Origin of the sequence: Streptomyces inhibens (genome assembly GCF_003389455.1) — a bacterium.
In the GTDB taxonomy this organism is placed as follows: domain Bacteria; phylum Actinomycetota; class Actinomycetes; order Streptomycetales; family Streptomycetaceae; genus Streptomyces; species Streptomyces inhibens.
The window spans coordinates 23,128-49,332 of record NZ_QUAC01000082.1 but is presented as its reverse complement, the minus strand read 5'-3'; the positions used below and the strand labels follow the sequence as shown (position 1 = coordinate 49,332).

Annotated in this window: 21 protein-coding genes and 3 pseudogenes; 7 read left to right on the top strand and 17 right to left on the bottom strand. The window is 70.5% G+C overall.

The annotated features are described in order from the left end of the window. The 3 genes from DY245_RS11785 to DY245_RS11775 all read right to left on the bottom strand — a co-directional run. Positions 1 to 739: caspase, EACC1-associated type (locus DY245_RS11785; RefSeq protein WP_147318338.1), on the bottom strand; the 739-nt coding region annotated here is incomplete at its 3' end. Beyond that, positions 736 to 1,080 (bottom strand): effector-associated constant component EACC1, encoded by a 345-nt coding sequence (locus DY245_RS11780; RefSeq protein WP_128506413.1) that lies wholly within the window; start codon positions 1,078 to 1,080, stop codon positions 736 to 738. The genes DY245_RS11785 and DY245_RS11780, both read right to left, overlap by 4 nt. Positions 1,081 to 1,243: 163 nt before the next feature. Continuing rightward, the gene (locus DY245_RS11775; RefSeq protein ID WP_128506411.1) at positions 1,244 to 3,394 is read right to left on the bottom strand and encodes a SpoIIE family protein phosphatase; all 2,151 of its coding nucleotides are present in this window, start codon (positions 3,392 to 3,394) and stop codon (positions 1,244 to 1,246) included. A 635-nt stretch (positions 3,395 to 4,029) separates the two neighbouring features. Here DY245_RS11775 and DY245_RS11770 point away from each other — a divergent pair. Next, on the top strand, positions 4,030 to 4,266 hold the full coding sequence (locus tag DY245_RS11770; RefSeq protein ID WP_128506409.1) for an HAD family hydrolase: 237 nt from the start codon (positions 4,030 to 4,032) through the stop codon (positions 4,264 to 4,266). 76 nt (positions 4,267 to 4,342) lie between these two features. Beyond that, positions 4,343 to 5,223, top strand: a protein-coding gene (locus DY245_RS11765; RefSeq protein WP_425329371.1) for an IS5 family transposase whose coding sequence is annotated in 2 segments (ribosomal slippage) — positions 4,343 to 4,712 and positions 4,712 to 5,223 — 882 coding nt in all. Because the reading frame shifts where the segments join, the coding sequence is not laid out codon by codon here. A 29-nt stretch (positions 5,224 to 5,252) separates the two neighbouring features. Here DY245_RS11765 and DY245_RS11760 read toward each other — a convergent pair. The 3 genes and pseudogenes from DY245_RS11760 to DY245_RS44290 all read right to left on the bottom strand — a co-directional run bounded on the left by DY245_RS11760 (position 5,253) and on the right by DY245_RS44290 (position 8,115). Then, positions 5,253 to 6,050: a PIG-L deacetylase family protein gene (locus DY245_RS11760; RefSeq protein ID WP_128506407.1), complete on the bottom strand. Its 798-nt coding sequence runs from the start codon at positions 6,048 to 6,050 to the stop codon at positions 5,253 to 5,255. A gap of 982 nt (positions 6,051 to 7,032) precedes the next feature. Then, positions 7,033 to 7,611 (bottom strand): annotated as a pseudogene (locus DY245_RS11750) (hypothetical protein); the annotation flags it as partial. A gap of 333 nt (positions 7,612 to 7,944) precedes the next feature. Further along, a complete protein-coding gene (locus DY245_RS44290) occupies positions 7,945 to 8,115 on the bottom strand; it encodes a hypothetical protein (RefSeq protein ID WP_181923634.1) in 171 nt (56 codons plus the stop codon). An 855-nt stretch (positions 8,116 to 8,970) separates the two neighbouring features. Between DY245_RS44290 and DY245_RS11745 the strand changes: the two genes are divergently transcribed. Further along, entirely contained in the window at positions 8,971 to 10,125 is a 1,155-nt protein-coding gene (locus tag DY245_RS11745; RefSeq protein ID WP_244942989.1) for a methyltransferase domain-containing protein, read from the top strand. A gap of 203 nt (positions 10,126 to 10,328) precedes the next feature. Here DY245_RS11745 and DY245_RS11740 read toward each other — a convergent pair whose 3' ends face one another. The 4 genes from DY245_RS11740 to DY245_RS11725 all read right to left on the bottom strand — a co-directional run bounded on the left by DY245_RS11740 (position 10,329) and on the right by DY245_RS11725 (position 14,803). Then, positions 10,329 to 11,552: a metallophosphoesterase gene (locus DY245_RS11740; protein ID WP_128506401.1), complete on the bottom strand. Its 1,224-nt coding sequence runs from the start codon at positions 11,550 to 11,552 to the stop codon at positions 10,329 to 10,331. Between the two features lie 155 nt (positions 11,553 to 11,707). Beyond that, entirely contained in the window at positions 11,708 to 12,214 is a 507-nt protein-coding gene (locus tag DY245_RS11735) for a DUF1990 domain-containing protein (protein WP_128506399.1), read from the bottom strand. Between the two features lie 160 nt (positions 12,215 to 12,374). Further along, positions 12,375 to 13,139 (bottom strand): crotonase/enoyl-CoA hydratase family protein, encoded by a 765-nt coding sequence (locus DY245_RS11730; RefSeq protein ID WP_128506397.1) that lies wholly within the window; start codon positions 13,137 to 13,139, stop codon positions 12,375 to 12,377. Further along, positions 13,139 to 14,803, bottom strand: coding sequence for an acyl-CoA dehydrogenase family protein (locus DY245_RS11725; RefSeq protein ID WP_128506395.1), 1,665 nt, complete (start codon positions 14,801 to 14,803; stop codon positions 13,139 to 13,141). Before DY245_RS11725 ends, DY245_RS11730 begins: the two co-directional genes overlap by 1 nt. Positions 14,804 to 14,934: 131 nt before the next feature. On the opposite strand from DY245_RS11725, the gene DY245_RS11720 reads away from it, so the two are divergent. Together DY245_RS11720 and DY245_RS11715 are read left to right on the top strand one after the other, a co-directional pair. Continuing rightward, complete coding sequence (locus DY245_RS11720) at positions 14,935 to 15,690, top strand: PaaX family transcriptional regulator C-terminal domain-containing protein (protein WP_128506392.1); 756 nt, start codon at positions 14,935 to 14,937, stop codon at positions 15,688 to 15,690. 219 nt (positions 15,691 to 15,909) lie between these two features. Then, a complete protein-coding gene (locus DY245_RS11715) occupies positions 15,910 to 16,674 on the top strand; it encodes a dienelactone hydrolase family protein (protein ID WP_128506390.1) in 765 nt (254 codons plus the stop codon). A gap of 107 nt (positions 16,675 to 16,781) precedes the next feature. Here the strand turns inward: DY245_RS11715 and DY245_RS46160 are convergent. Both DY245_RS46160 and DY245_RS11705 read right to left on the bottom strand, forming a co-directional pair. Beyond that, positions 16,782 to 16,984, bottom strand: a pseudogene (locus tag DY245_RS46160) (transposase); the annotation flags it as partial. Positions 16,985 to 17,123: 139 nt separating this feature from the next. Continuing rightward, positions 17,124 to 17,729, bottom strand: a complete 606-nt coding sequence (locus DY245_RS11705) for a TetR/AcrR family transcriptional regulator (RefSeq protein WP_128506386.1) — start codon at positions 17,727 to 17,729, stop codon at positions 17,124 to 17,126. A 534-nt stretch (positions 17,730 to 18,263) separates the two neighbouring features. Between DY245_RS11705 and DY245_RS11700 the strand changes: the two genes are divergently transcribed. After that, positions 18,264 to 19,433, top strand: a complete 1,170-nt coding sequence (locus DY245_RS11700; protein WP_128506384.1) for an FAD-dependent oxidoreductase — start codon at positions 18,264 to 18,266, stop codon at positions 19,431 to 19,433. A 322-nt stretch (positions 19,434 to 19,755) separates the two neighbouring features. Here DY245_RS11700 and DY245_RS48220 read toward each other — a convergent pair. The 3 genes and pseudogenes from DY245_RS48220 to DY245_RS11685 form a co-directional block, all read right to left on the bottom strand. After that, a pseudogene (locus DY245_RS48220) lies at positions 19,756 to 20,335 on the bottom strand (transposase); the annotation flags it as partial. Between the two features lie 138 nt (positions 20,336 to 20,473). Beyond that, positions 20,474 to 21,895 carry an amino acid permease gene (locus DY245_RS11690; RefSeq protein ID WP_128506382.1) on the bottom strand — a complete coding sequence of 474 codons (1,422 nt, stop codon included), beginning with the start codon at positions 21,893 to 21,895 and terminating at the stop codon, positions 20,474 to 20,476. A 123-nt stretch (positions 21,896 to 22,018) separates the two neighbouring features. After that, positions 22,019 to 23,224, bottom strand: coding sequence for a lactonase family protein (locus DY245_RS11685; RefSeq protein WP_128506380.1), 1,206 nt, complete (start codon positions 23,222 to 23,224; stop codon positions 22,019 to 22,021). A gap of 250 nt (positions 23,225 to 23,474) precedes the next feature. Here DY245_RS11685 and DY245_RS11680 point away from each other — a divergent pair, with 250 nt between their 5' ends. After that, positions 23,475 to 24,500 carry a tetratricopeptide repeat protein gene (locus DY245_RS11680; RefSeq protein ID WP_128506378.1) on the top strand — a complete coding sequence of 342 codons (1,026 nt, stop codon included), beginning with the start codon at positions 23,475 to 23,477 and terminating at the stop codon, positions 24,498 to 24,500. Here the strand turns inward: DY245_RS11680 and DY245_RS11675 are convergent. Then, the gene (locus DY245_RS11675) at positions 24,457 to 25,881 is read right to left on the bottom strand and encodes a lipase maturation factor family protein (RefSeq protein WP_128506376.1); all 1,425 of its coding nucleotides are present in this window, start codon (positions 25,879 to 25,881) and stop codon (positions 24,457 to 24,459) included. The genes DY245_RS11680 and DY245_RS11675 overlap by 44 nt on opposite strands. 95 nt (positions 25,882 to 25,976) lie before the next feature. After that, complete coding sequence (locus tag DY245_RS44285; protein ID WP_181923632.1) at positions 25,977 to 26,126, bottom strand: hypothetical protein; 150 nt, start codon at positions 26,124 to 26,126, stop codon at positions 25,977 to 25,979. Positions 26,127 to 26,205: the final 79 nt, after the last annotated feature.

Here is a 26,205-nt window from a genome sequence, read left to right as displayed (position 1 = left end):
CCCCACCCGTCCGCACCGGCCCGCGCACCAGCGCGAGCGACCCGGCCGCCCCGGCCGACCTGCGCTGCGGCCGGGGCAGCCCCCGGCCGTGCAGCGCGCGGTCGACCTCGCGGTAGATCTCGTCGAGGGTGAGGGCGGCCGGCGCGGCCAGGGCGTCCAGCAGGGCCCCGGTGAAGGCCGTGTACGTCGCGCCGAGGGGCGCATGCGCCGGAGCGGTTTTCGTCGTGGACGTAAGGGTGTACGTTCCGGATAGGTCGAGCTGGCCGACGGCCAGGTTGGTCGGCTCGGCCATCGCGGACACCGCCCGGCCCGAAAAGCAGCAATCGAGCAGCAGCACCCGGGACTTGGCCCGCGCCTCACCGACATGGCGCTTGATCAGGTCGATCGGGAGGGCGGAGAAGCCGACGTGCTCGACATCGGTGTGGACGAGACCGAGATGCAGCAGGCCGCTGTCGTCCAGCACGCCGTGCCCGGCGTAGTAGACCAGCAGCAGATCGTCGGCCTCCCGTACGGCCCAGGTCAGCGCCGCGCCGACGGCCGCCTGGTCGGTGGGGTCGGACACCCTCCGGCAGTGCTCCGGGGCCAGCAGCCCCTGCGTCGGGTGGGTGAGCGCGCCCTGTAACGCCTCAAGGTTCTCCCGGACCGAGGGGATACCCGGCAGATCGGGGCTGCTGAAGCGACTGGTCCCGATCAGCACGGCCCGGCTGGCGGGGCCGTGCGGGAACCGGCGCTCGCTCACCCGTCCTGCCCGTCGGGCGAGTTGAGGAGGCCGTTCGCCTCACGGATCACCGCCGCCGGGTCGCCGGCCCGCTTGACATCCACGCTGACCTTGCGGCCGTCGGGCAGCTCGATGGTGACCGTGACATCGGAGCGGCGGCCGGCCAGCCAGGTGCACAGCGGAGTGATCAGCCCCGCGATGCCCCCCGTGCCCACGACGACGGTGAGCAGCTCCACCAGGCTGCCCATGTGACCGGGCGCCGGCGGCCGGCGCCGCTGCTGCACCCGCCCGCGCAGCGCGTCGTCGGAAGCCAGCCAGCCCTGCAGCGACGTGAGATGCGCCGCGCTCTCCGGACCGCTCACGGACACTTTCAGTCCGCCGGAATCCGACGGTAAACCTTGACCAGGGCCCGACATGGTTGACCCTCCCCGTGGCAGACAGTAGCCGCCATCTTGGCACGGTGATCCGGCGCGGGCAGCCGGTTCCGTAGAGCCTTGTGGCACAAGGGAGTTGAGCCGCGGGAGGTCAGCGCCCCGGCGGCTCGCCCGGCACCTCCGCCACCACGAATTCGCACCACAGCGCCTTGCCCGCGCCGCGCGGCTCGGCGCCCCAGCGGTCCGCCAGCGCCTCGACCAGCATCAGCCCGCGGCCCGAGGTGGCGGTCTCGCCGGGGCTGCGCCGGCGCGGCCACTGGCTGGAGCGGTCCTCGACCTCCAGCCGGATCCGGCGCGGGGTGCCGGGCAGCAGTTCCATGCAGACCAGCGCGCCGCTCTCGGTGTGCGTCAGCGCGTTGGCGATCAGCTCGGAGGCGGCGACCTCGATGTTGTGCATGATGCTGCCCGCCCGCCACTGGTCCAGCGTGCGGCGCAGCGCCGAGCGGACCTCCGCGGCGCCCGACGGGTCGGCCTGATGGACGTGCAGCCGCAGCCGCGGTGTGGTGGCGGCCCCCGGGCCGGGCCGCCGGTGCAGCAGCAGAAGGGCCATGTCGTCCTCGGAGCCGGGGTCGGCCCACAGGTGGTCGGAGAGGTGGTCGGCCAGGGCCTCCAGCTCCGCGGGGCCGGCGCGGACCGCGGCGGACAGTGCGTCGATGCCCGCCGAGATGTCCTGGCCGGGCTGTTCGACCAGGCCGTCCGTGCACAGCAGCAGCGTCGACCCGGGCTCCAGGAACAGCTGGGTCTCCGGGAAATGGTCGTGCCCGAAGAGCGTGGCCAGCCCCAGCGGCAGCCCGCCGGAGACCTCGGGCCAGTCGATGTGCCGGGAGCTGTTGCTGATCAGCGGGCCGAGATGGCCGGCCCGTGCGACATGCAGCGCGCCGGACTCCACATCGGCCTGGATATACGTACAGGTCGCGAAGCGCTCGGTGTCCAGCTCGGCCAGGAAGCGGGAGGCCCGCACCAGTACGGTCTCCGGGGAGTGCCCCTCGCTGGCGTAGGCGCGCAGCGCGATGCGCAGCTGGCCCATCACGGCGGCCGCATGGGTGTCATGGCCCTGCACATCGCCGACGACCAGGCCGGTCCGCCCCTGGGGCAGCGCGATCACGTCGTACCAGTCGCCGCCGATGTCCCGCCCCACGCTCGCCGGGTGGTAGCGGACGGTGACCGCGCCGCCCTCGATGGACGGGAGCCGGCGCGGCAGCATCGTCTCCTGCAGCCCCGTCGCGAACTCCCGCTCCTGGTCGAAGAGGGTCGCCCGCTGCACCGACTGCGCGACGACACCGGCCAGCGCCAGCGCCAGGTTCCTGGCCTCCGGCGACTGCACCGCCGGCTCGGAGTTGAACAGCCCCAGCGCCCCGATGACGGTGTCCTGGGCGATCAGCGGCAGGAACGCCGCGCTGCCCGTCGGCAGCACATCGGTGTACGGGCGCAGCCGTGGATAGCGGGCGACCAGCTCACCGCGGGTACTGAGGAAGAGCGGCCGCCGTAAGCGCGCCACGTCGGCCAGCGGCAGGGTGTCGTCCAGCCGCGAGCTCACCATGTCGTCGGGCACCTCGCCCCCCATCCCGGCGGTGGCGATGACCTCGAACCGGTCGTTCTCGACGAGACCCAGGACCAGCCCGTCCGCACCGAACCGCCGGGCGCCGCCGGTACCCGTGAGCACCCGCGTCACGTCCTTGACGGACAGCGCACGGGCCAGCGCGGCGGTGGTCTGCTGCACCATCACGGTCTGCCGCTGCCGCTCCTGCTGGAGCGAGCGCAGCAGCGCGGAGTCCGCCAGCTCGCTGGTCGCCTCCCGGACGATGCCGATGATCCGGTACGGCATCCCGTCCGCGTTGTGCAGGATCCGCCCCTGGGAGTGCGTCCACCGCTGGGACCCGTCGCGGCACTGGATCCGGAAGTACGCTCCGTAGGACGAGTGGCCGTCCTGCAGGGCCTGGGAGAGCGCCTCGTCCAGCCGCAGGCCCTCCTCCGGCGGCACCCGCGTGACCAGCGACATCGGCGCACCGTCGTATTCCCCCGGGCGCAGATCGAAGACGTCCATGGCACCCGGATCCAGGTCCATGGACCCGCCGTCCAGATCCCAGTCGAAGGTGCCCATCCGGTTGAGCGAGAGCCGCTCGCGCAGCCCGATCGGCTCATGGTGCGACACCCCGGGCGCGTCCTCCTCGACCCGGCGCCAGTCCCGTTCGGTCCGGGGGTCATATCCCTCGTCGGGCAGGCCGGGCGGCGGTCCGGTCATGGGGCGCCCCGCCTCGTGGACCTGAGGCGCGGACCGTACGGGCTCATCCTTTGAAGGCAGCGGGACATCAGGGCAGCGCCCGGCGACGCCGGGTCGAGCACGCCCCGTGTCCTCGGTCGTGGGCCGTTGACCGGGGCCGATATCCACCGGAACGCGGCCATGCGAACACCTTAGGCGCGGGTCGGGGACCCCGCATTTCCGGTGCGCCGACTGGCCTCCGGGGCTACGGGACGCGGGTGACGGCACCGCCCGGGCGCTCCGCCGCAGGCGCCCCGCCCTCCGGCCCCCGGCACGCCTCCCGTTCAGAAGATGAACCCAAGCCGGCAACCGGCCCCCGCCAACTCCGAACTCACGCACGCCCCTTGACCCGGCACGTTCAAGCCCCGAACCACATGGCCGATCCGTCGGCCGTGACCACACCGGCCGGAAGCACCACCAGAGCCGTGAGCACACCGGCTCAGAGTGCAGACACCCGGCGTGCCCGCCTGCCTTCCCTTGCCACAGGAGGGCACCCCCCACCATGAGATCCCGAAGAGCCCGCCATGCCCTGATCGGCGCGGTCGGGGCGGCCGCGGCCGGCCGCCCACACCGCCACCGCCGCCTCGGCGGTGGCGTCAGGGACGCAGGTGGTCGCCATGCCGCGAATCGTACGGGCAGGCGTTGATCTGGCTGGCGTCACTGCACATGAGGTGCTGTACGTCGGCGACCACCCGCAGAACGACGTGATTCCCGCCCGGGCGTGCGGCCTTCAGACTGCGCACCTGCGCCGTGGCCCGCTCGGCCATCTGTGGGCGGAAAGCGAGGATGCGAGAGCCGCTGACTGGCGGCTGGGGGGCCTGACAGAGCGGGTGGACGTCGTACGGGCGCAGTGAGCGTCAACTAGGGCGTGTCCGACGAATTGCCAGTGGATCTCGGAACAGCGCCCCGTCCTTGATCGTTTAGGTGGCTATGGGGCGTGGCGATCTGAACGCGGTGGAGTGGGCTCGGCTGGAGCCGTACCTGCCAAAGAACGGCAAGCGTGGCGGGCAGTGGCAGAGCCACCGCAAGGTGGTCAACGGGATCTACTTTCGGGAGCGGACGGGGGTGCCATGGCGCGATCTTCCTGCGCGTTTCGGGAAATGGAAGACCGTCCACGATCGCCACCGGCGCTGGTCGGCGGACGGTACCTGGGATCGAATACTTGGGGCGATCCAGGGCGATGCAGACGCCGAAGGGCGGCTGGACTGGAGCCAGGTCGGCGTGGATTCCACTTCCTGTCGCGCCCATCAGCATGCTGTCGGCGCCCGCAAGACCGCTCCGGCGGGCGCTCCGAAAAAGGGGTCCCGGTCCAGCACCGTGAGGATGAGGGACTCGGGCGCTCGCGTGGCGGCCTGACCAGCAAGATTCACCTGGTCTGCGAGGGCGGGCTGCGCCCGCTGGCCGTGCTCGTCACCCCGGGACAGACCCACGACGGTACCGTCTTCGAGGCCGTCGTCGAGCGGATCCGCGTGCCCCGCCAGGGCGGTGGGCGCCCCCGCGCTCGGCCCGACGCGATCAGCGCAGATAAGGCGTACTCCTCTCGCCGGATACGCTCCTACCTGCGTAGACGCCAGATTCCGCACGGCATCCCGGAGAAGAAGGACCAGATCCGCCACCGCCTGGCCCGCGGCTCCGCCGGTGGTCGTCCACCCGGCTTTGACCGCACCGCGTACAAACGCAGGAACGAAGTCGAGCGAACGATCAACCGGCTCAAAAACTTCCGGGCCGTCGCCACCCGCTACGACAAACGGGCCTATGTCTTCCATGGCACCGTCACTGTCGCAGCGATCCGATTGTGGCTCCGGGTGTGATCCGTCCGCGCCTGGGGAGGCGGGTTGAGCTAAGAGGCTGGCTGGAAGATGTCGGCGGTCACCTGGGAAGTGGGCGCAGCAGCAGCCTCGACGAACCACTCCCGGCCGAGCAGCAACCCGAAGACAGGGGACGGGAGTCTGACCAGTGCCCTGAAGACCGGGGAGCTCCGGCCGGGTCCGGTTAGCTGGGAGCGGTGGGCGGCAAGGGCCGCTTGCTTTTGTGCGGCAAACCGTCGCACATCAACCGTGTGCGTGATGGCTTCGCGCGGGCTGTACGCGATGCGAAGCACCTCGGGGTCGTAGCGGAAGGGGAGCCTCAGCAGACGTACCAACCTCACCAGGCGGCTGACGACTTCGCGCGGCATCGTCGCTTCCAGCACCCGAGGCACGCCGGCCAGTTCGGCGGCACGCTTGCCCACACGATGCGCCTTGACGTGGTCGCGGTGGCCGTAACCGCCGTTGGCGTCGTGGATGAGTAGCACGTCTGCATTCTCCTCGCGCAGGATCGCCGCGAGTCGTTCGGCGGCCTCCTCCGTTTCCGCCCTCACGAAGCGCGCCCGGTCCGGCGGATCCGGGTAGAGGTCCTTGCCGTGGCCGCTGTTGGCGTACCCCAGGTGCGCGACACGGGCCACGCCGAGCACGGTCGCACTCGTCCTCAGTTCCACCAGACGCGGCGCCTCGCCGTCCTTGGGGACGGCATCCATCAGGCCGTCAGTGGCGACCACTATCACCGTGCGATGGCCGTGGGCGGCGGCGCGCGCAAGCGTGCCCCCGGTATGCAATACCTCGTCGTCGGGGTGCGCGGGGAAAGTCACAACGGTTGCCATGGGTCCATCCTGAACCACTCGCCATCCGTCAGAGGCCTCACCCACAGATGATTCGCCGGACAGGCCCTAGTAGCGGTGGGTGGGCGGCGGTAGCGTTGTGGCATCGGATCGGCTGGCTGACGCGCCCCCGACAGGCGTGAGTGGCCGGGCGAACTCGACCTGTGTTCGATCCGGGACCGACGGATTCTCGATCTGCGGTGGACGACGAGGACGGGCATTGGTTCGGCCGGGCGGAGAGCGGACGGCCTGGGCCGTTTGAACCGGTCCGGCCTTGCCGACCAGTTGAGAGAGGCGTCGTAGCCGTCACCCTCCGCCGCATTCGCCCGGGTTGCTTGTCGCAGAAGTCCCCTCACGACCAATGAGTTGCGCGAGGGGGTTCTGAGACCGCGGCTGCGATCTGTGACAAGTTCAAGATCGACCTTCGCAGTAAACTGCTGTACCGCTGATACTCAACGGCGGTAGAGAACTGCTCACAGGTGGACGACGGCCGCAGGTGCCTGATCCAAAAGCGCCTCGCCGGCGCGGGCGGCCACTGCCGCTGTCAGTGCCTGGAGAACGTCGAGGTCCGTGCCGCCCGCGCCCTCGTCGCGCAGATAGACGTTGGCGACAACCGTGCCCACCCTGACCACCGAGCTGGCTCCTGTCGCTGACGTCATGCCCTCGCTGGGGTGTATCGCCCACGAAACCGCCATGGACTCATCGCCGCCGACGTTCGGCAAAGAGACCGGAGGTAGGCCGCTGCCGCGCTGGGTCTGTTGTTTGGCCAGCGCTTTGTAACCTGTGGTTGCCGCGTCGGCGGTTGCGTACGAGCGGAGTTCGATCCGGGTGGCGTCGACCTCCGAGCTGGGTTCGTACTCCGTTGAGGCGCTGAGTACAGCGCCATCGCAGCCAGGGCTTTCCAACGGGCATGTCATCTTGCCCGGAAAGCCGTCCTTCACGGTCCAACCAGTCGGCAGGCTGCCCAAACCCGGGAAAATTACCNCCAACCAGTCGGCAGGCTGCCCAAACCCGGGAAAATTACCTTGGCTTGAGCCATGTCGCTGAGAACCACGTGCTTGGGCTTCGGCGTGCTGCCGGACTGCGGCGGCGTATCGGCGCCGGTGACCAGGTGCACGCTGCCGTACACAGCCAGGACCACAACGAGCAGGGCCAGGATGCCAATCGCGGCCCACGAGCCGTTGGTGTTGCGGGTGTTGCTGACCGTCAAGGGGCCAAGGGCAATATGGCTGCCGCGTAACCTACTGCCCCCGACGACGACGCTGCCGGCCGTGTGGTGCGGCGCGTACGCTGGGGTGGGACCGGCGAGTGCGGCTGTCAGCCTGCTGGCGAACTCAGGGTCCGCAGCGAGCACGTCCTGCAGGGCGTCACGCAGGGCGCTCACGGTATCCGGGTCCGCCGGGTCCGCGTCCACCCCAGCCAGCGCCGTTTGACCCGGCTCCGAGCCGCCAAGCCGCGACCGCACCAGCTCACCGACCGCCTGCCCCACGGTGGTGGCTGCACCCGTCGCGGCCGCCGTCATCACCTGCACGGCCGCTAACGCCAAACTTTCAGAAATCTCCATGGTCCTGCGCTTCCTTTGACACACCAGGTCCCAAGCATCCCCCGCCCGAGAGCTTGGCAGGAAGACTCCAGTCCTCCCGGACTGCTACGGCACCCTCTCTCAATTGGTCGGTTGCGAAAAAGGGAACCGGAAGTGCCGATACCGCCAACCGCTGCTCGGCTGTTCCCCGACGCCGAAGTGGAACCAGATCAACTTCTTACGCCCGATGGAGCCACTTCACCTTCCAACCCTGGGCCCAAAGGAGTGCTTACAGACGGACCTCGAACAGCAGCGACCCGTGCTCTCCGCGCAGGCGGAGGTGGAGTGTGAGCTGCCGCTCTGCGCCCAAGGTCGTCAGTAGTCGACGCGGGAGGTGGCAGGCACGTCGAGATCGTCCTCCAGGTCGACTTCGCTGAAGCTGTTCGCGTAGACGGGTTCGATGAAGACGTTGCTGTAGTCGGGCTTCGCCGGGCGAGGGAGATTGGCAGCGATCGTGTTGTGCGGCTGCGGTGTTGAAGGGGGCATGAGGTTCCTTGGTGTTCTACGGCCGTAAGCGGTGGTCGGGCTGTGATGGGTCGCACGGTCGGGCCGGCGTCCGACGAACTTCTGGATGCGGCGCGGGCCAGCCATAACGTCGGGGGCCGATGCCGCGGCCCAGATGTCAGCGAGGTTCGGCTCCGCCGACGTAGCCGTGGAGGCGATGCTCTTGGGCCCGTCCGGTGTGGTGTCGTACCGGGTGTCAGCGTCGGCGAGAGGCTGTGAATCGCTCCAGATCCTCGATCCGGTGATGATGATACGTATATCGGGCTCGGCAGATCGTGTCAGGCGACGCGTGGGGTAAACCGCCCACCGCGCAGGGCGGAGAGCAGGCACCCCTGTGCTCTCCGCGCGAGCGGAGGTGAACCGACCTGGAGTTCCGCGCGGCCGTCGACACCTCGTCCTCTCCGCGTGAGTGAGTCTCCCGCCAGCTACCTGCAGCCGATCTGGCGCTGTCGGGAGCAATGAGCTCACCTCCCTACCACTTCTGGCCGGTAGATTTAGGCGGGTGCGTAGCCTTCGCTCCTTGAGTCAGGAAAATGCAAACCGCTCCTAACGCCGCAGGTCGCGAAGGGGCCTCTCCGCGCAGGCGGAGGTGAACCGTCGGTGCCTCCCGCAAATGTGGGAGGGGATCCGCCCTCTCCGCGCAGGCGGAGGTGAACCGTGACGGCGCCGGGGCAGACGTCATCGGCGTTGTCCTGCGGTATTTGTCGTCTGCCATGAGAACGGGCTCTGGCCGGTCGCGCCGGATGAGGGTCCTGATGGCCTGCCACCCCCGCCCAGCCGCTGTGTGGCGGCCTGAGGCCAGAAGTGACGACGGCAGTTCAAGGGCATCAGCGCGTGGTGACCCCCTCGCTCATCCTTCCGGCCACCGCCGCGGAGTTCACGCCCGACGTACTCGCCAAGCTGGCCGACTTTGAGGAGCAGTGTCTGGGCGAGCGCGGCCTGTTGACCCCCGAGTGGCGCGCTGTGTGGGAGCGCACCCCACGCGAGGCGTACCTGCCGGAGAAGGTATGGCGGCAGGACCGCGACCGGTGCCGCCCGATCACGACCGCCGAAGAGCGCACCGCCTTGGTGTCCTGCGATGAGCCTGTCGTCACGCAGGTCGACGACGGAGCCGAGGACGGCCCCGGCGTCGCGACGGCGTCCAACTCCATGCCGTCAATGGTGGCGAAGATGCTGGATCTGCTCGATGTGCGCGACGGGCAGCAAGTTCTGGAGATCGGCACCGCCACCGGCTACGTTGCCGCACTGCTCTCGGCACGCCTGGGCGATCAGAACCTCACGAGCGTGGAGATCGATGCGTCTCTGACGGCGCAGGCGGAACGGTATCTGTCAGCTGCTGGATACAGGCCGAAGTTGGTCGTCACCGACGGGGCGCACGGCTGGCCGGCGGGTGCACCGTACGACCGGATCATTGCGACGTGCGCCCTGCGACACGTTCCATACGAGCTGATCGAGCAACTCCGGCCGGGCGGCGTATTGGTGGCGCCCAGGGTGGGCGACTTCTGGTGCGGCGCCCTGGTCCGCCTCACCGCCAACGATGACGGCACGGCGGCGGGCCCGTTCACGGGGACCGCCACCTACCTGCCGATGCGCTCGCACCGTGGCACTACCGGCGTCGCCCCGGACACATCCTCACCGCGCTCGCGCTCCGCGGAGGTCCAGCCGCAGGAGACAGTCACGCCCGGGTTCGCGCTGTACGCAGGCGCCCGTCTCCCGGACGTCACGCTCACCGAGGGGCGGGAAGGCGCAGACCTACGCGTGTGGGTACACGACGGCCAAGGGTCGGGTGCCATCGCGGACGCCGACGGCACGGTCACCGAGTTCGGGGACCGCAGCATCTGGGGTGATGTGGAGGCAGTCTGGCGTGAGTGGAACAGGCTTGATCGTCCAGCGATCAGCGGCATGGGGCTGACGGTCAGTCGGGCCGGCGAATGCGTGTGGGTACGGCGACCGGCCGAGGTTGTGGAACCTGTCGCACAGCTCATCAGCTGATCCATGCCCGACAGGGCTCCGCTCGGTCGCTTCGGGGGACTGGGCGTGGCCTTGTCGTGGGCGCCAGTCGGCGGGGCCGCCGGTGACGAATCGGCGAACAGATCCACGAGGGGCACGCCGAGCACGTCGGCGATGAGCAGAAGACAAGGCGGAGTGAGGTGAGCCGTCCCGGCCGAGCGCCACGGCCGGGACGGCTCCCACCGTCAGGCGTGTGCCCGTGCCGCCGCCGCAACCGGCCGCGTCTGCCGCGTCCGGTGCTGCAAAGTCGCCTTCCGCGTCGCCACATCGACCGTGTACGCATCGATGGTCAGCCGCGCGCCGGACACCTTCAGCACCATGAACCCGTGGTCGGAGAAGTTCTGCCAGGCCGCCGGGTGACCGAAGTGCGCCTTGCCGTCCTCCGTCTTGGCCGAGGCCCCGCACACCACCTGCCGGGTGCCGCCCGTACGGGCCGTCGGCTCCAGGATCTGCAGTGTGTGATCGTGGCCGGACAGGATCAGATCGGCCCGCCCGCACACCACCTTCTCGTACATGTCCTTGAGGTGGACGCCGCTGGTGTAGTTCCCGATCTCGAAACCGTCGTACGAACCGGCGCTGCCGTGCTTGCCGTTGTTGAGGTACGGGTGGTGGCTCAGCACCACCTTCCAGCGGGCCCGCGAGGCGCGCAGCGCACCGTCCAGCCAGCTCCGCTGCTCGCGCATGTACGGCCCGTCCCAGCGGTAGTACGGGTCGAGCTGGGCGACATACGACGACCACGGAATGGTGTCGATGGCGAAGAACTCCACCAGCGGGTCGGCGGCCGGCAGCGGCACGCTGTAGTAGCGGCTCGGCATGTACCAGCGCCGGGAGGTCTTCGCGTAGGCGACCTCGCGGTCCCCGCGCGACGGGTCGCCACCGCTGCCCGGGATCAGCCCCGAGCAGTCGTGGTTGCCCAGCAGCATCAGCCAGGGCACATCGATGCCGTTGTTCGGCTTCTCGAACTTGTCCTGGAATTCCGAGTCATCGTCGGACTCCGGCCCGTTCTCGTAAATATTGTCGCCGAGACCCACCGCAAGACCTACGCGCTCGGCCTGGCAGATATCCCGCGCCGCGGCCGCCACCGCGTACTGCGCCTCGTCGCCGGTCCCCGCGTCCCCGGTGATCAGTACGCTGAACTCGCCCTTGCCATTGGGGTGTTCGGGGAATGGAAAGGCGCCCGGGCCCCCGAGGCGGGGCGCGGCGGCCGCGGGCGTCTGCGCCTGTGACGGCAGCACGGCAAGCGCCGCACCGGCCATCGCGCCGCCCAGCAGTGTCCGCCGGTTCACCCACTGCGGCACGCGCCCCGTCGTCCGCATCGGCGGCCCCCCGGCGGTCGCCTCCGAGCCGGCCCGCAGCCACTCCTGCTCGGTCATATCCGCCTGCGGCGGGATCAGTTCGTCATCACACATGTCTGGATTTCTCTCACGACGGACGGGGATCGTGGTGACGGAATGATGAATCAGAGGTGGACGTATGGCGATCAGCGGCCACTTGGCTACCCGTTGGTAACTACGTGTTTCCGAGCGGCGTCAACGCGTGAGAAAAACACCCCATGGGCCCTCCGCTAGCGGTTCGCGAGGCGGCGCAGGGTGCGGCCCAGGCGGCGGATGTAGAGGCGCTGGAAGACGGGGACCAACGGGCCCGCGCCGCGGGTGAGGAAGCTGGCGGGGCGGCTGAAGGCGGTCACGGTGAACCACACCGAGCCGTCGGTGCGCAGCTCGGCCACGAACGCTTCCTCGCCGCACTCGGGGTGCCCGTCCCGCGTCCCGTACGCGAAGCCGATGCGGTCCTCCTCGGCCACGGTCCACACCACCCGGCACGGTGCCCGCAGCCGCAGCGGGCCGATGCCCAGCGAGACCTCGACGCCCCCACCCGGCGCGGCGCGTGGGGCGTCGGCCTGGATTCCGGTGCCTGCCGCACGATGCATCCGGAAGGTGGTGATCGCCTCGCCCGCCGCGGTCAGCACCGCGCGACCGCGGCCGATCGGCACCTCCTTGTGGAGGTGGTGGTAGCCGGACGGCAGCGGGGAGCGTCGGGTGCCGCCCTGCTCGGGGTAGTTCAGGTCCTGCATGCGGTGTGCTCCTCAAGGGCGGGCGGCGGGGCGGGGAAAGGCGACGGTACGTGGAGAACCGCGCCCGTTCAATGACGCTCGCCACCCCTGCGACGGGCGGTCCGCCGGCTGCGCAAACCCGTTCGCCCGCGGCGCTCCACCCGCTCCACCGGGTGGGGCCCTACCTCCGCTCCGGCTCCCCGTGCCGCCCCGCCCCCGCGGCGAACCGTGCCGCGCCGTCCATCGCCTCGGCCAACACTGCCTGCCCGTAACGGAGTTCGTCGGCCATGGCGGACCGCTCGTCCTTGCCCTCCTGGTCCAGGAGAGAGGCCCGGTCGCTGCGCAGACAGGCCTGTGGGAAGCGGGCGATCTCCGCGGCCAGCAGCTCCGCCTCCGCGCGCGCCGTCCCGGTCGGCACCACACGGTTGGCCAGTCCGATGTCCAGCGCCTCCGCGGCGGGCACCGGACGCCCCGTCAGCACCAGGTCCATCGCCCGGCCCGCGCCGATCAACCGGGGCAGCCGCACCGTACCGCCGTCGATCAGCGGCACCCCCCAGCGCCGGCAGAACACCCCGAAGACCGCGTCCTCCTCCGCCACCCGCAGATCGCACCACAGTGCCAGCTCCAGACCACCAGCCACCGCATGACCGGCGACCGCCGCGATCACCGGTTTGCCGAGCCGCATCCGGGTCGGCCCCATCGGCCCGTCCCCGTCCGGCGCGACGCGGTTGCCGCGCTCGGTGCCCACCGCCTTGAGGTCGGCGCCGGAGCAGAATGTCCCGCCCTCGCCCCACAGCACCGCGACGCGCGCCCCGTCGTCGGCCTCGAACTCCCGGAAAGCCGCGGCAAGTTGATCCGCCGTGGCACCGTCCACGGCATTACGGGCCGCCGGCCGGGACAGCACCACCGTCGTCACCGGCCCGGCCCGCTCCACCCGTACGGACATCAGGCCGCGCCCCCGCCCGCACCGGGCGTCAGCGGCCGGGCGCGCTCCAGGACCGCCGTCAGATCGACGCCGGACGGAAGAGTGCCGAAGGCGTTGCCCCACTCCCCGTCGAGGCGCGAGGCGCAGAACGCATCGGCGAGGGCCGGGTGGCTGTAGCGCAGCAGCAGCGAACCCTGGAGCACCAATGTCATCCGCTCCGCCAGCGACCGGGCCATCAGCTGCGCCCGCTCCGGATCGGCCAGCGAGCCGAGCATCTTGCGGACCCCGGCCACCGCCGCGTCCAGCCGCCGGTCGGCACCCGCCGCGGTCTCCACCTCGGCGAGGAACGCGTCCAGCGCGGCCGGCTCCTTGCCCAGCGCCCGCAGCACATCGAGCGCCGCGACATTGCCCGAGCCCTCCCAGATGGACAGCAGCGGTGCCTCCCGATACAGCCGGGGCATGCCGGAGTCCTCGACGTACCCGTTGCCGCCCAGACACTCCAGCGCCTCCGCCGCATGGGTGCTGCCCCGCTTGCACACCCAGTACTTGCCGGCCGCCAGTGCCAGCCGGCGCAGCGCCGCCTCCCCGGCGTCGCCGGCCTGCGACCGGTCCACCGCCGCCGCCAGCCGCATCCCCAGCAGCGTCGCCGCCTCCGACTCGATCGCGAGATCGGCGAGCACCGAGCGCATCAGCGGCTGCCGGTCCAGCGTCCGCCCGAACGCCCGCCGATGAGCGGTGTGGTGCAGCGCCTGCCGCAGCCCCGCCCGCATCCCGGCCGCCGAACCCAGCACACAGTCCAGCCGCGTCATGTTCACCATCTCGACGATGGTCCGCACCCCGCGGCCCGGCTCGCCGACCGGCCAGGCCACCGCCTGGTCGTACTCGATCTCGGAGGACGCGTTCGAGCGGTTGCCGAGCTTGTCCTTCAGCCGCATCAGCCGCATCCCGTTGAGCGTGCCGTCCGGCAGCACCCGCGGCACCAGGAAGCAGCTGAGCCCCTCCTCGGTCTGCGCCAGCGCCAGAAACGCATCGCTCATCGGCGCCGAGGTGAACCACTTGTGGCCGGTGATCCGGTACGTGCCGTCGCCGGCCGGCACCGCGCGCGTGGTGTTGGCGCGTACGTCCGAGCCGCCCTGCTTCTCCGTCATCGACATGCCCGCGATCAGGCCCGACTTGGTCAGCGGCGCCCGCAGCCCGAAGTCGTAGCTGCGGGCCGCGAGCAGCGGCTCGTACTGCGCGGCGAGGTCCGGTGCGCTGCGCAGCGCGGGGATGGCGGCGTACGTCATCGAGATCGGGCAGCCGTGTCCCGGCTCGGCCTGCGACCAGACATAGAACTTCGCGGCGCGCACCAGATGCGCCCCCGGGCGGTCGTCGGCCCAGGGCGCGGCGTGCAGACCGTGCTCCACGGCGACCGTCATCAGCTGGTGCCAGGCCGGATGGAACTCCACCTCGTCGACGCGGTGCCCGAACCGGTCGTGGGTGTGCAGCCGGGGCGGCTGCTGCTCCGCCCATCGGGCCTGGTCCTGCACCGCCGCCGACCCGGCCAGCGCGCCGAGCTCGGACACCTCCCGCTCGCCCCACTCGGCGCCGTCCCGGCGCAGCGCCTCCAGCAGAGCCGGCTCGTCCGCCGTACTGAACCCGGTCAGCGACGGGGCCTGATTCACGACTTCATGGGTGACGGTCATACCTTGACGTTACAGAAGCAGAACAGCTGTGGGAAGTCTGTAACATCGAGGGTGCTGTAATACCGAGGACTGTGATGTCGTACGGCCGCCGTGCCGGCTCATGGCTAGCGTCGCTAGAATTTCGTGCACATATGAACGACGACACCAGCGGCACCGCCGCGCTCGCGCTGCGGCCGCTCACCGCCCGCTCGATCGTGCTGAGCACCCTCCTCGGGCACCACCCGCCACGGCTGCCCGCGCGCGCCCTGGTGCGGGTCGGGGAGCTGTTCGGTATCGCCGAGGGGACCGTCCGGGTCGCGCTGTCCCGCATGGTGGCCGCCGGCGACCTGCGGCAGTCCGCCGGCTCGTACGCGCTCACCAGCCGCTTGCTCGCGCGCCAGACGCGCCAGGACGAGAGCCGCTCACCGCGGACCCGGCCCTGGGGCGGGGAGTGGGAGATCGCCGTCGTCGCCACCTCCGAACGCCGGCCGGCCACCGAGCGCACCGCGCTGCGTCAGGCCATGGCCGCGCTGCGGCTGGCCGAACTCCGCGAGGGCAGCTGGCTGCGCCCGGCCAACCTGGACCGGAGCCGCCCGGCCGTCGTCACCGAGCAGTGCACCTGGTTCACCGGAACCCCGGACGACGACCCGGCCGCGCTCGCGGGCCGGCTGTGGGCCCTGGACGGCTGGGCGGCGCGGGCCCGTGACCTGATGGCCGCACTGCACGGCGCCGACACCCTCGCCGACCGCTTCACGATCGCGGCGGCCGCGCTGCGCCACCTCCTGTCCGACCCGCTGCTGCCCGCCGAGCTGCTGCCGCGGGACTGGCCGGGCGGTCAACTCCGCCTGGAATACGCCGCGTTCGAGGCCGAGCTGCGCGATCTGCTGCGGCAGTACCTCGCCGACTAGGGCCTGTCCGGAGTTCTGATCACGTGGCAGGAAAAAAGGGTTGGGCGGGGTGATGATCGGGCTGGTAGCTTTCAGGCGACCGCGACACCGCCCGAGGAGGTGAGACCCATGAACGCTGTATCCGTGTGGGTGCTCCCTCTTTTCGTCACGGTCGGGCGATTGACATAGGTGTCGCCGGGAGCGCCTCAGCAACAAGGCACTCCCGAAAGGCAACAACCTATGCATTCTGTGGAATTCACTGCGGAGTCATCGTCGAACGGTGTCGTCGAACGCGACTTCACCGTGGGCGAGGTCACCGGCGCGCTCTGGTCACCGGCTTCCGGCTCCGACCGGGCGCCCCTGGTGCTGATGGGTCACGGTGGCGGCATGCACAAGAAGGCTCCGGCGATGGCGGGCCGTGCACACCTCCTCGTCACCGGCTGCGGTTTCCACGTCGCCACCATCGACGCGCCCGGTCACGGCGGCCGGCCGCGCACGGCGCATGACGAACAAGAGATCGCCGTGATGCAGCAGGCGATGGCGGCGGGCGAGCCGGTCGGCCCGATCGTCGTTCGCTACAACGCCCACCTGGCGGAGCGCGCCGTGCCCGAGTGGCAGGCGACCCTGGACGCTCTCCAGGAACTGCCGGAGATCGGCGCCGAAGGGCCGGTCGGCTACTTCGGCCTGAACATGGGCACCGCGATCGGGGTGCCGCTGGCGGCGGCCGATCCCAGGATCACCGCCGCGGTCTTCGGTATCTTCTGGCCCGAGTCCCTGGCCGAAGCGGCGAAGCAGATCACCATCCCGATCGAGTTCGTGCTCCAGTGGGACGACGAGCACATCCCGCGCCAGTCCGGTCTCGCCTTGTTCGACGCCTTCGCCTCCAAGGAGAAGACGTTGCACGCCAACGCGGGCGCGCACAAGGAGGTGCCGAGGTTCGAGGCCGACAGCGCGGTCCGGTTCTTCGCCCGGCACTTCGGCCGAGCGGTCACCTCGTCGGCCTGACGTGAGCGGTATCGGCGTCCGGCTTGCCGGTCGGGCGCCGATACCGTGGCCCCGGGTTGAGGCTGCTCATCCAGATGATGGATCCACGCAACTGAAGCCCGGTGGACGAAGCGGCCGTAGACCGTCTGCCAGGCCCCGAACTCCACGGGCATCTCCCGCCACTGGCCCGCCACTGGCTGCCGGTGCGGAACCGCCGGATGACGCCCTCGAACTGTTCGCGCAGGCGCTGCGGGTAGGGGCCGCACCGGCCGCTCGGCAGGAACGGCTCGACCAACTCCCACTCACTGTCGCTCAATCCGCGTCGCGTCACATGAGCGCTCTACCAGCCCCGCCCGGCCTGTTTCTGGTCGGGCGACCTGACACTGACCGCAGTTCCCGCCCGTGGATGCGAAGCGAGTAAGCCTTCGAGCGGGCTGCCGGTGGCGCCGTGATGCGGCATCCGGTCGTGGTTACGCGTCCTGACCGGGGCGGTCTTCCTGGCGGGCCAGGGGGGTGGTGGCCCAGCCGTGTTCCACCAGGGCGAACAGGTCACGTATGGCCCGGGCCGGGTCGTCGCTTGCGCGGGCGAGGCCGGGGGCCTCCAGGGCGAAGCGTGCCAGGCCGGTGATGGCAAGGTCGTCCGGGGCCAGCCCAGTGGCATCGGCAAGAGTGGCGGCCAGTGCCTTCTCGTGGCGTGACCACATGCTCCGGGCGTAATCCCGCAACGCGGGGGTGGATTCGACGAGGACGAAAGTCGGGTCGTCGGTCCGCACGGCGGTACGGGTATGCACCAGGTGGTCACGCAGGGCGTACAGGACGGGCTGACCGGGGGCCCGGTCACGAACGGCGGCGACCAGGGCGCTCTCGACGTCCGCGTCCAGGTCGAAGACGAGGGCTTCCTTGCTGGGGAAGTGCTTGAAGAGCGTGCTCAGCGAGACGTCGGCCGCCTCCGCCACTTCGCGGACGCCGACGTTGTCGAAGCCGCGTTCGGTGAACAGCCGCATTGCGGCATCTGCCAGAGCCTGCCTGGTCTGGGCCTTCTTGCGCTCGCGGCGCCCTGTCGTCGTCTCGGCCATGCCCCCCACCCTACCCCACTTGAGAGGATTCGATCGCAAAGGCGATCCGATAGAAAGTCGAATCAGTTGTACTTTTGGAGTTGCTGTGTTTCTGTGGATGAGCGAGCCCCACCGGGACCTCGCTGCCGAAACCCGGGGCGCGTCCGCGCACCGGAACGACTGATCTGCCCTGCCCGAAATCGGCCCGTCGGCAGGAAAGGAGCCAGCCACGATGCAAACGCCATAGACGGTGGAAGCAACCGGCACCAGCACACCGGCGGAGACCGGCGACCGGCGGCTCAACTTCACGATCACCACCCTCGGTTGCCGGACCTGACCGGCGTTCGGCGCCGCGTTCTGATGGACCGTTGCCCTGACCGCCGTCCTGCCCGTCGTCCTGGTCTCCTTCCCGCCCAAGGCGCCGAAGAAGAACCAGCTCCCCGCGGAGCGGACCGGCGCGCCACCACCACCTCGTCGGCCTCCCCACGCGATTCCCCAGGGCAGCACCACAAGACACCAGCACTCTCTCGATCCGTAGAACGGAGCATGACCCTCATGTCCACCACCCCTCGCATCGCGATCATCGGCGCCGGCCCCGGCGGCCTCGTCTGCGCGCGCGTCCTGCAGCAGCACGGCGTGCCGGTCACGGTCTTCGAGCGTGAGAGCGACCTCAACTCCCGCTCGCAGGGCGGCACCCTCGACATCCACGAAGACACCGGCCAGGTCGCCCTGCGCGCAGCCGGACTGTTCGACCGGTTCCTCGCGCTGTCCCGGCCCGAAGGCCAGCAGTGGCGCCTGTATGACCGTCACGCGACCCTGATACGTCACGACCAGGCCGACGAGGGCGACCTGAGCAGGCCCGAGATCGACCGCGGCCGGCTGCGCACCCTCCTGTTGGACTCCCTCGCCCCCGGCACGGTCCGTTGGGGCCACTGTGTAAGGGACGTCACCCCGCTGCCCCACGGCATGGCCCGCCTGCACCACCACGACGGCACCGTCGAGGACTTCGACCTGGTCATCGGCGCCGACGGCGCCTGGTCCCGAGTACGCCCCGCGCTCTCCGACGCCCAACCCGCCTACGCCGGTCTCACGATGGTGGAAGTCCACTTCAACGACGTCGACCACCGTCACCCCGGCATCGCCCGCCTGGTCGGTGGCGGCACCATGTCGGCCAAGGCGGGCCGCCGCAGCCTGGTGTTGCAGCGCAACAGCAACGGACACGTCCGCGGCTACATCACCTTCCGCGGCCCCCAGGACTGGCACGCCGGCCTCGACCTCACCGACACCGAATCCGTACGCGCCCGCCTCCTTGCCCAGTACCAGGGCTGGGACGAGAGTTTGCTGGACATCCTGCGTGACAACGAGGGCGGTTTCATCAACCGCCCCATGTTCGTCCTTCCCGTTCCCCACATGTGGCAGCGCGTCCCCGGCATCACCCTGCTCGGCGACGCCGCCCACCTGATGCCGCCCGTCGGCGTCGGCGCCAACCTCTCCCTGCTCGACGGCGCCGAACTCGCCCAGTCCGTCATCGGCCACCCCACCATCGACCAGGCCCTCGACGCCTACGAAAGCGTCATGCTGCCCCGCGCCCTCGACAACGCGAAGACCGCCCAGCAGATGCTCACCACCCTCATGCCCGACACCGACTCCGACGCCGCCGCCTTCCCCGACAGCCTCTGGCCGGCCAGTACCCGCCCTGACTCGGCCCCCGCTCACACCAGCTGAGCCCGGCTCAGGGTGCACCTGCCGCCGACGGACGGTCCACCGGATGACACGCGTAGCGAATATGGACCTGAGAGCTCCGGCAACGGCAGTCCCGGCACCGCTCCGGCCGACCGCACACCACCGCGTCCACCACGAGCGTCGTCCCGACGCACCGCAGGCCGGCCAAAAAACCCGCTCGGGCCGGTACAAACACCCACGGGCCAAGTCGCACGCTCACTCACACCGTGGCGGAGCGCGACGCAAAGCCGGGACGGTGGGCGGAGGTCTCCCCAGCCGCCCATCGATCGCGCGCGGCTCGTCGTGCACTGACCGGTCAACGCCGGATGACGCAGATTTGGACCGTGGCTTTGAGCCAGGTTGCGGTGATGGCTTCGGGTAGTCCCTTCAGTCCGTCGCAGGCGACTATCCACAGGCCCAGGACGTCCTTTCGACCGCCCATGTCCAAGCCGACGGCACGGTAGACCGGTTTGGACACCCCGGCTCCGGAGCGGATGTCGCGCACGCTCATGCCGCGGGCGTACGGCGAGGGGATCTGCTCGTTGAAGCAGGCCGGCCGACGGGCGAGCTTGGGCACCAGCTGCGCCTCGAAGCTCCCGTCGTGGTCCCGTGGCACGGCCAGGGTGACCGCCCCGGCATCGGTCAGTACCGTTTCGGCGACGTGCCGTTGCGGCCGTTGCCGGAACCGCGGCCTGCGGGGGATCGTGCTTCTCGTAGCCGCGGTGCTCGGTCATCTCCGCGTCCAGGGCCCGTCCCAAAACGGCCCGGGTGACCTCCGTCAGCAGCCCGCCCTCGCCCAGCAGAGCCGCCCCCGAAGCGTCGTCGCGGACCATCAACCGCTCGACGGCCTCGTCCTCCAGCTTGTCCTCGACCGGCTCGACTGCCGGGATCTCCTTGTCGTTCATGTTCGTCCGTCCAGGCTGGTCAGGGGCCGGAATCAGGCCTTGGCCGGCCTGTCGCCTCACGGACTTACGCGATCTTTCAGACACGCTCCGGACCAGATTGATCACGACTCCAAACAGGCCCTGGGGCCCGTCCGACCCTCACCCGCCGGACACGCCCTGCCGCCTGCCGCCCACCCGGCGCCGCAGTTCGTACCCGGCCAGCACCACCGCCACCGTCAGCAGACTCAGCCAGAACTGCGAGCGGCTGTCCGGCAGGAAGGCCATCGCCCCGATCACCAGCGCCATCAGCGCGATGGTCACCCAGCTCAGCCACGGGAACAGCCACATCTTCAGCGTCAGTCGGGCCGGCTCGGTGCGCTCCAGCTTCCGCCGCAGCCGCACCTGCGCGACCGCGATCGCCAGATAGACGAACAGGGCAATGGCGCCATAGGAGTTGATGAGGAACGGGAAGACGACATCGGGCGAGATCCAGGCCGCGATCACCGACAGATAGCCGACCGAGGTTCCGGCGAGCAGCGCCCGGCGCGGCACCCCGCCCCCGCTGACCTTGGTGAAGCCGCGCGGCGCGTCCCCGTTGCGGGTGAGGGCGAACAGCATCCGGGAGGAGGTGTACAGCGCGGAGTTCAGGCAGGACAGCACGGCGATCAGCACGATGGCGTTCATGACCGTGCCGGCCGCGGGCACCGCGAGCCGGTCCAGCACCGCCGCGTACGGACTCACCTCGATCGCCTTCGACGTCCACGGCACCACCGCGACCACCAGGAAGATCGACAGCACATAGAACGCCACCACCCGCAGCACGATCGAACGGATCGCATCCGCCACCGCCCGCTCCGGCTCGACCGACTCGGCGGCCGCGATGGTCACGATCTCCGCGCCGGTGAAGAACCCGATGCAGGGCACCACGGCGGCCAGCACCGCACCGGCCCCTTCGGGCGCGAACCCGCCGTGCGCCGTCAGATTGCCCAGCCCGCCGCGGGCGTCCGGCCACAGCCCCAGCACATACAGCGCGCCCAGAAAGAGGAACACCACGATCGCCAGGACCTTGATCGAGGAGAACCAGTACTCGAACTCGCCGTAGGAGCGCGCCGAGACCATGTTGGTCGCGGTCAGCAGCGTCATCAGGACCAGGCTGATCGCCCACAACGGGACGCCGGGCAGCCACAGTTGGATGATCCGGCCGCCCGCCACCGCCTCGACGGCGACCACGATCACAAAGAAGTACCAGTACAGCCAGCCGACCGTGAACCCCGCGCGCAGTCCGAGCGCCTCGCGGACATGGGCGTAGAAGGACCCCAGCGCGGGGCGGGCGACGGTCATCTCGGCCAGCATGCGCATGATCAGGACGGTGAGCGCACCGGCCGCCAGGAAGGACAGCACGGCGGCCGGGCCGGTGGATCGTACGACCACACCGCTGCCGACGAACAGCCCGGCGCCGATCACCCCGCCCAGCGCGATCAACTGCATATGGCGGCGCTTGAGCCCCTGCTGCAGACCGCCCTGCGCCGCCGGCGCCCCGGCCTCCGCCGTGATGTCGTCCCGAACCGTTCCCGTGCTCATGGGAGCCGACGCTAACCGGCCAACCATGCGGGGCCGTTGCCGCAGTGTTTCAGCCGGCGGGCCGGGTCTCCGGCGGCCGGGTGCGGCGACGGCGCGGCCGGCACCACGTTCCGCACCGCGCGCTCACAGCGGCAGTACGCACACCGGGACCGGAGCGGCGAACGGTTCGCCCGCGCTCTTGAGCGCCCCGGTCCGGGCATCGACCGAGAACACCGTCACCGACCCCGACTTCTGGTTCGCCGCGAACAGCCACCGCTCATCGGGCGAGAACGCGATCTGCCGGGGGAAGTTCCCGCCCACCGGCACGGTGTCCAGCAGGCGCAGCCGCGCCCCGCCGGCCTCCACGGCGTAGCGGGTGAGGCTGTTGTGACCGCGATTGGCGAGATAGGCGAAGCCGCCACCCCTGGTGACCAGGATCTGCGCCGGATAGCTGGTCCCCGGGCCGGTCCCGGTGGACTGTGGTTCGCCGGGTGTCAGCCGCCCGCTCTTGCGGTCGTAGCCGCAGACCACGACCGTGTTGTCGACCTCGTTCGCCAGATAGGCGAAGACGCCCGAGGGGTGGAAGGCCAGATGCCGGGGACCGGCGCCGGGCCGCAGTGCGGCATACGACACCTGGGCCAGCTTTCCGGCCGATGTGTCCAGCCGGTAGGTGTAGACGGTGTCATTGCCGAGGTCGACCGCCAGGACGTGCCGGCCGTCCGGGCTGGTGATGATCTGGTGGGCATGCGGTCCGTCCTGGCCGGGGCCGGGCGGCGGGCTGGAGTGGGTGACCAGGTCCGTACGCTCGCCCAGGGCGCCACTCGACCGGTCGATGGGGTGCACGGCCACGCTGCCGGAGAGGTAGTTGGCGCTGAGCAGCCAGCGCCCGCCGGGATGCACCGACAGATGGCAGGGCCCGGCGCCGCCGGTGGAGCGGGTGCCCAGCACCCTGGGCGCGCCGTCCGGCGTCAGCGCGACGGCGGTCACCCCGCCCTGCTCCTGCTCATCGACCGCGTAGAGGGTGCGGCCGGTCGGTGCGAGCGCGAGATAGGACGGATCGGCGACCCCGGTCACCACACCGGTGGCGGTGATCTGCCCGGTCCCGGTGTCGTACGTGCCGAGCCCGATGCCGGTCCCGCCGCCCGCGGTGGAGGTGTACGTGCCCAGGAACAGCGGCCGGGCGCCGCGTGGGCGGTGTGCCGGACGGTGTCCGGCCTGCGCGGGCGCCGGATCCCGCACCGTCGGTAGCGCCGCACCGGCGGCCGCGGTCAGCCCCGCCACGGCGGTTCCGATGAACCGCCGACGGCCGATCCCGGTCCCGGACCGCGTTCCCGTACGCGCTGGTGTCATGCCAGCAGCGTGGCCCGTCACGCCCGCCCCGGCAAGAGCTGCAATTCAAATTGCATGGTGTGCAACGCCATGCCGGCGTCTGTCCCGGCCGGGTAACCCTGAGGTACCCCTACATCCCCGTGATGACCATGACCCCCTGTCGTAGCACTCGAGTCGTACGGCACAACACATACACGGACTGATTCGCCGCACCCCGCCCCGCTCGTAGTTTTTGATCAAGGCACGGAGATGATCGGGAGGCCACGGATATATGTACGGCAAGGCATTCGCCCCGGAATACCAGGGCGAGTTGGGCTCGGCGCTGGGCGTGAACTCCTCGTACGAGGAGGTACTGGCGACGGCGACCCGCGCGCACGCCGAGGCGGGAACGGCGCTGGAGCGGGCGCGGGCCGCGCTCGCGGTCGCCGAGGCCAACCGGCGGCTCGGCCGGGTGGCGGAGGCCGGCGCCGCCTGGCGGGAGAGCTACCGCAGCGCCCGCACCGCCGGTGACCCGGCAGCCATGGCCTGGGCGCTGTGGAGCGGCGGCACCCTGGCCCGCCAGTGCGGGACGCTGCCGTTCGCCCGCCGGCTGCTCACCCACGCCGTCACGCTGGCCGCCGACAGCGGCGACCGCCTCGCCCATGGCTACTCGCTCGCGGGCCTCGCCGAGACCGGCCGTATCCAGGGCGACTACGCCGCGGTCGCCGAACTCCACGAGCAGCTGCTCGAACAGGGCCGGGCGCACGGCGAGGCCCGGCACATGGTCTGGGCGATGTCCGGCATAGCCCAGATGCACCGCAACACCGGCGGCTACGACAAGGCGCTGGAGCTGTTCGAGGAGTCCGCCCGCATCGCGGCCGAGGCCGATGACGCCCGGGGGCGCGCCTGGTCGCTGCGCGGGGTGGCCGATGTTCTGTCCGTACAGGGGGAGACGGACCGCGCGCTGGCGCTGCTGTCCGAGGCGGAGACCATCTGCCGCACCATGGACCTGGCGAGCGCGCTCGCCTACAACCACAAGATGCGCGCCAACGTCCTGTTCCGGGCGGGCCGTTACGAGTCCGCGCGCGACACCTACACCCTCTCGCTCCGGGAATTCTCCGAGATGCAGGAGCCGCGCGGTGTGGCGCTCTCCCGCCTCGGCCTGGCCAAGTCCCGCGCCCGCCTCGGCCGCGATGTGGGCCGGACGATGGCCGAACTCGCCTCGCTGGAGCGGGACTTCACCCGCATCGGACTGCGGCACGCACGCGATATGGTCATCGCCTTCCGTGCAGAGCTGACCGCGCGACCGGCGGCATGAACTCCCACTCCTCGGTGCGATGCCACCATGCTCCGGTCTCCCGCAGTTCCCGCCAGGTCGTGAAGCGGTAGCGGAAGACCCGAGCCCTGATCCGGGCCGGCGGCAGATCGGGGAACGGATTGCCGCGCAGCAGTCGCAGGGTGTCCCGGTCGTTCTCCAGCAGCCGCGTCACGAACGGCACGAACCACGCCCGCGCATAGCCGGGCGACAGCGCCGCGAACCACATCAGCCAGTCCAGCCGCAGGTGATAGGGCGCGAACTGCCGCGGCAGCCGCCGCACATCGCCCGGCTTGCCGTGGAACTCGTACGCGAGCCAGGTCGTGTCGGGCCCGGTCACCGCGTCCGCCGTGCCCTCCACCACGATCTCCCGGCGCACCCGCGTGATGGTGCCGAACGCGCCGTACGAGTTGACCAGGTGCAGCGACTCGTAGGACGTATTCATCATCTGCTGCCGGGTCAGAAGGTTGCGCGCCGGCCGGTAGCTGAGCACGAGGACACCGGCGGCCGCCGCGAGGACCAGGACCTCGAACCACACGGGGGGTGCGGGGAGGGGGGAGGACGGCCGGCCCCACAGCGGGGCGGCGGCGGACATGGCGATCGCGATGGTCACCCAGTTCAGCCAGGCGAAGTTGCCGGACAGCACCAGCCACAACTGGGTGACGACCATCACGAGGGCGGCCCACCCGGCGATCGGCTGCGGGGTGAACAGTACGACGGGGACGACCAGTTGGGCGCCGTGGTTGGCGGCCACCTCGACCCGGTGCAGCGGCTTGGGCAGATGGTGGAAGAACCAGCTGAGCGGGCCCGGCATCGGCTGGGTCTCGTGGTGGTAGTACAGACAGGTCAGATCCCGCCAGCAGGTGTCGCCGCGCATCTTGATCAGCCCGGCCCCGAATTCCACCCGGAACAGCAGCCAGCGCAGCAGCCACATCACCACCACCGGGGGAGCCGTCTCGGCATTGCCGAGGAACACCGCCAGCACCCCCGCCTCCAGCAGCAGCGACTCCCAGCCGAAGCTGTACCAGGTCTGCCCCACGTTCACGATGGACAGATACATCGCCCACAGAACGGCCCACATCACCATCGCCGCCCACAGCGGCACGGCATCCGCGGCCCCCGCCGCCACGGCCGCCGCCAGCAGCGCGCCGCCCCAGGACCAGATCGCGAAGAAGCGGTCCGAGTAGTGCCACTGGAACACCGACGGCGCCGCGCCGAACGGCACCCGTGCCACGAACGAGGGCACCGGCAGCATGCCGCGCGCCCCGATGAGCGCCCGGAACTGCCGTACCGCCGCGAGGAAGGCGACCAGATAGAGAACGGCCAGCATCCGCTGGAAGACGAGCCGTCCGAGCCAGTAACCGGAATCCGAGAACCATGCCACCCGCCCATGGGTAGCACTGCGGCCGCGCGCCCTGGTGCACGGCGCGCGGCCTTGAGGCTGATCAGCTGCGGCCGGCGGTGCGCCGGGCGGGCGGGTCAGTACGGTGTGCAGGAGTCGAGCGCGCCGGCCTCCACCATCCGTTCGGGCTGTGCGGTGTGGGCATGGGCGGGGGCCGGGGAGAGCAGCATGGCTGCGACGGTGAGGGCGGCCAACGCTGACACCAGCGGGCCGGCTTGGTTGAGCACGTAAGGTCCTTCGGAGCGCAAGTAACGGCTATGTTCGGTAGCCGCGGCGTGGGGAAAGACCACATATGTCTGATGATCT

Coding starts and splice junctions, on each gene's coding strand:
- DY245_RS11775 (WP_128506411.1), bottom strand. CDS start 3,394: ATGACCGGACCGCCGCCCGGCCTGCCCGACGAGGGATATGACCCCCGG.
- DY245_RS11770 (WP_128506409.1), top strand. CDS start 4,030: ATGCCGCGAATCGTACGGGCAGGCGTTGATCTGGCTGGCGTCACTGCA.
- DY245_RS11760 (WP_128506407.1), bottom strand. CDS start 6,050: ATGGCAACCGTTGTGACTTTCCCCGCGCACCCCGACGACGAGGTATTG.
- DY245_RS44290 (WP_181923634.1), bottom strand. CDS start 8,115: ATGCCCCCTTCAACACCGCAGCCGCACAACACGATCGCTGCCAATCTC.
- DY245_RS11740 (WP_128506401.1), bottom strand. CDS start 11,552: ATGTGTGATGACGAACTGATCCCGCCGCAGGCGGATATGACCGAGCAG.
- DY245_RS11735 (WP_128506399.1), bottom strand. CDS start 12,214: ATGCAGGACCTGAACTACCCCGAGCAGGGCGGCACCCGACGCTCCCCG.
- DY245_RS11730 (WP_128506397.1), bottom strand. CDS start 13,139: ATGTCCGTACGGGTGGAGCGGGCCGGGCCGGTGACGACGGTGGTGCTG.
- DY245_RS11725 (WP_128506395.1), bottom strand. CDS start 14,803: ATGACCGTCACCCATGAAGTCGTGAATCAGGCCCCGTCGCTGACCGGG.
- DY245_RS11720 (WP_128506392.1), top strand. CDS start 14,935: ATGAACGACGACACCAGCGGCACCGCCGCGCTCGCGCTGCGGCCGCTC.
- DY245_RS11715 (WP_128506390.1), top strand. CDS start 15,910: ATGCATTCTGTGGAATTCACTGCGGAGTCATCGTCGAACGGTGTCGTC.
- DY245_RS11705 (WP_128506386.1), bottom strand. CDS start 17,729: ATGGCCGAGACGACGACAGGGCGCCGCGAGCGCAAGAAGGCCCAGACC.
- DY245_RS11700 (WP_128506384.1), top strand. CDS start 18,264: ATGTCCACCACCCCTCGCATCGCGATCATCGGCGCCGGCCCCGGCGGC.
- DY245_RS11690 (WP_128506382.1), bottom strand. CDS start 21,895: ATGAGCACGGGAACGGTTCGGGACGACATCACGGCGGAGGCCGGGGCG.
- DY245_RS11685 (WP_128506380.1), bottom strand. CDS start 23,224: ATGACACCAGCGCGTACGGGAACGCGGTCCGGGACCGGGATCGGCCGT.
- DY245_RS11680 (WP_128506378.1), top strand. CDS start 23,475: ATGTACGGCAAGGCATTCGCCCCGGAATACCAGGGCGAGTTGGGCTCG.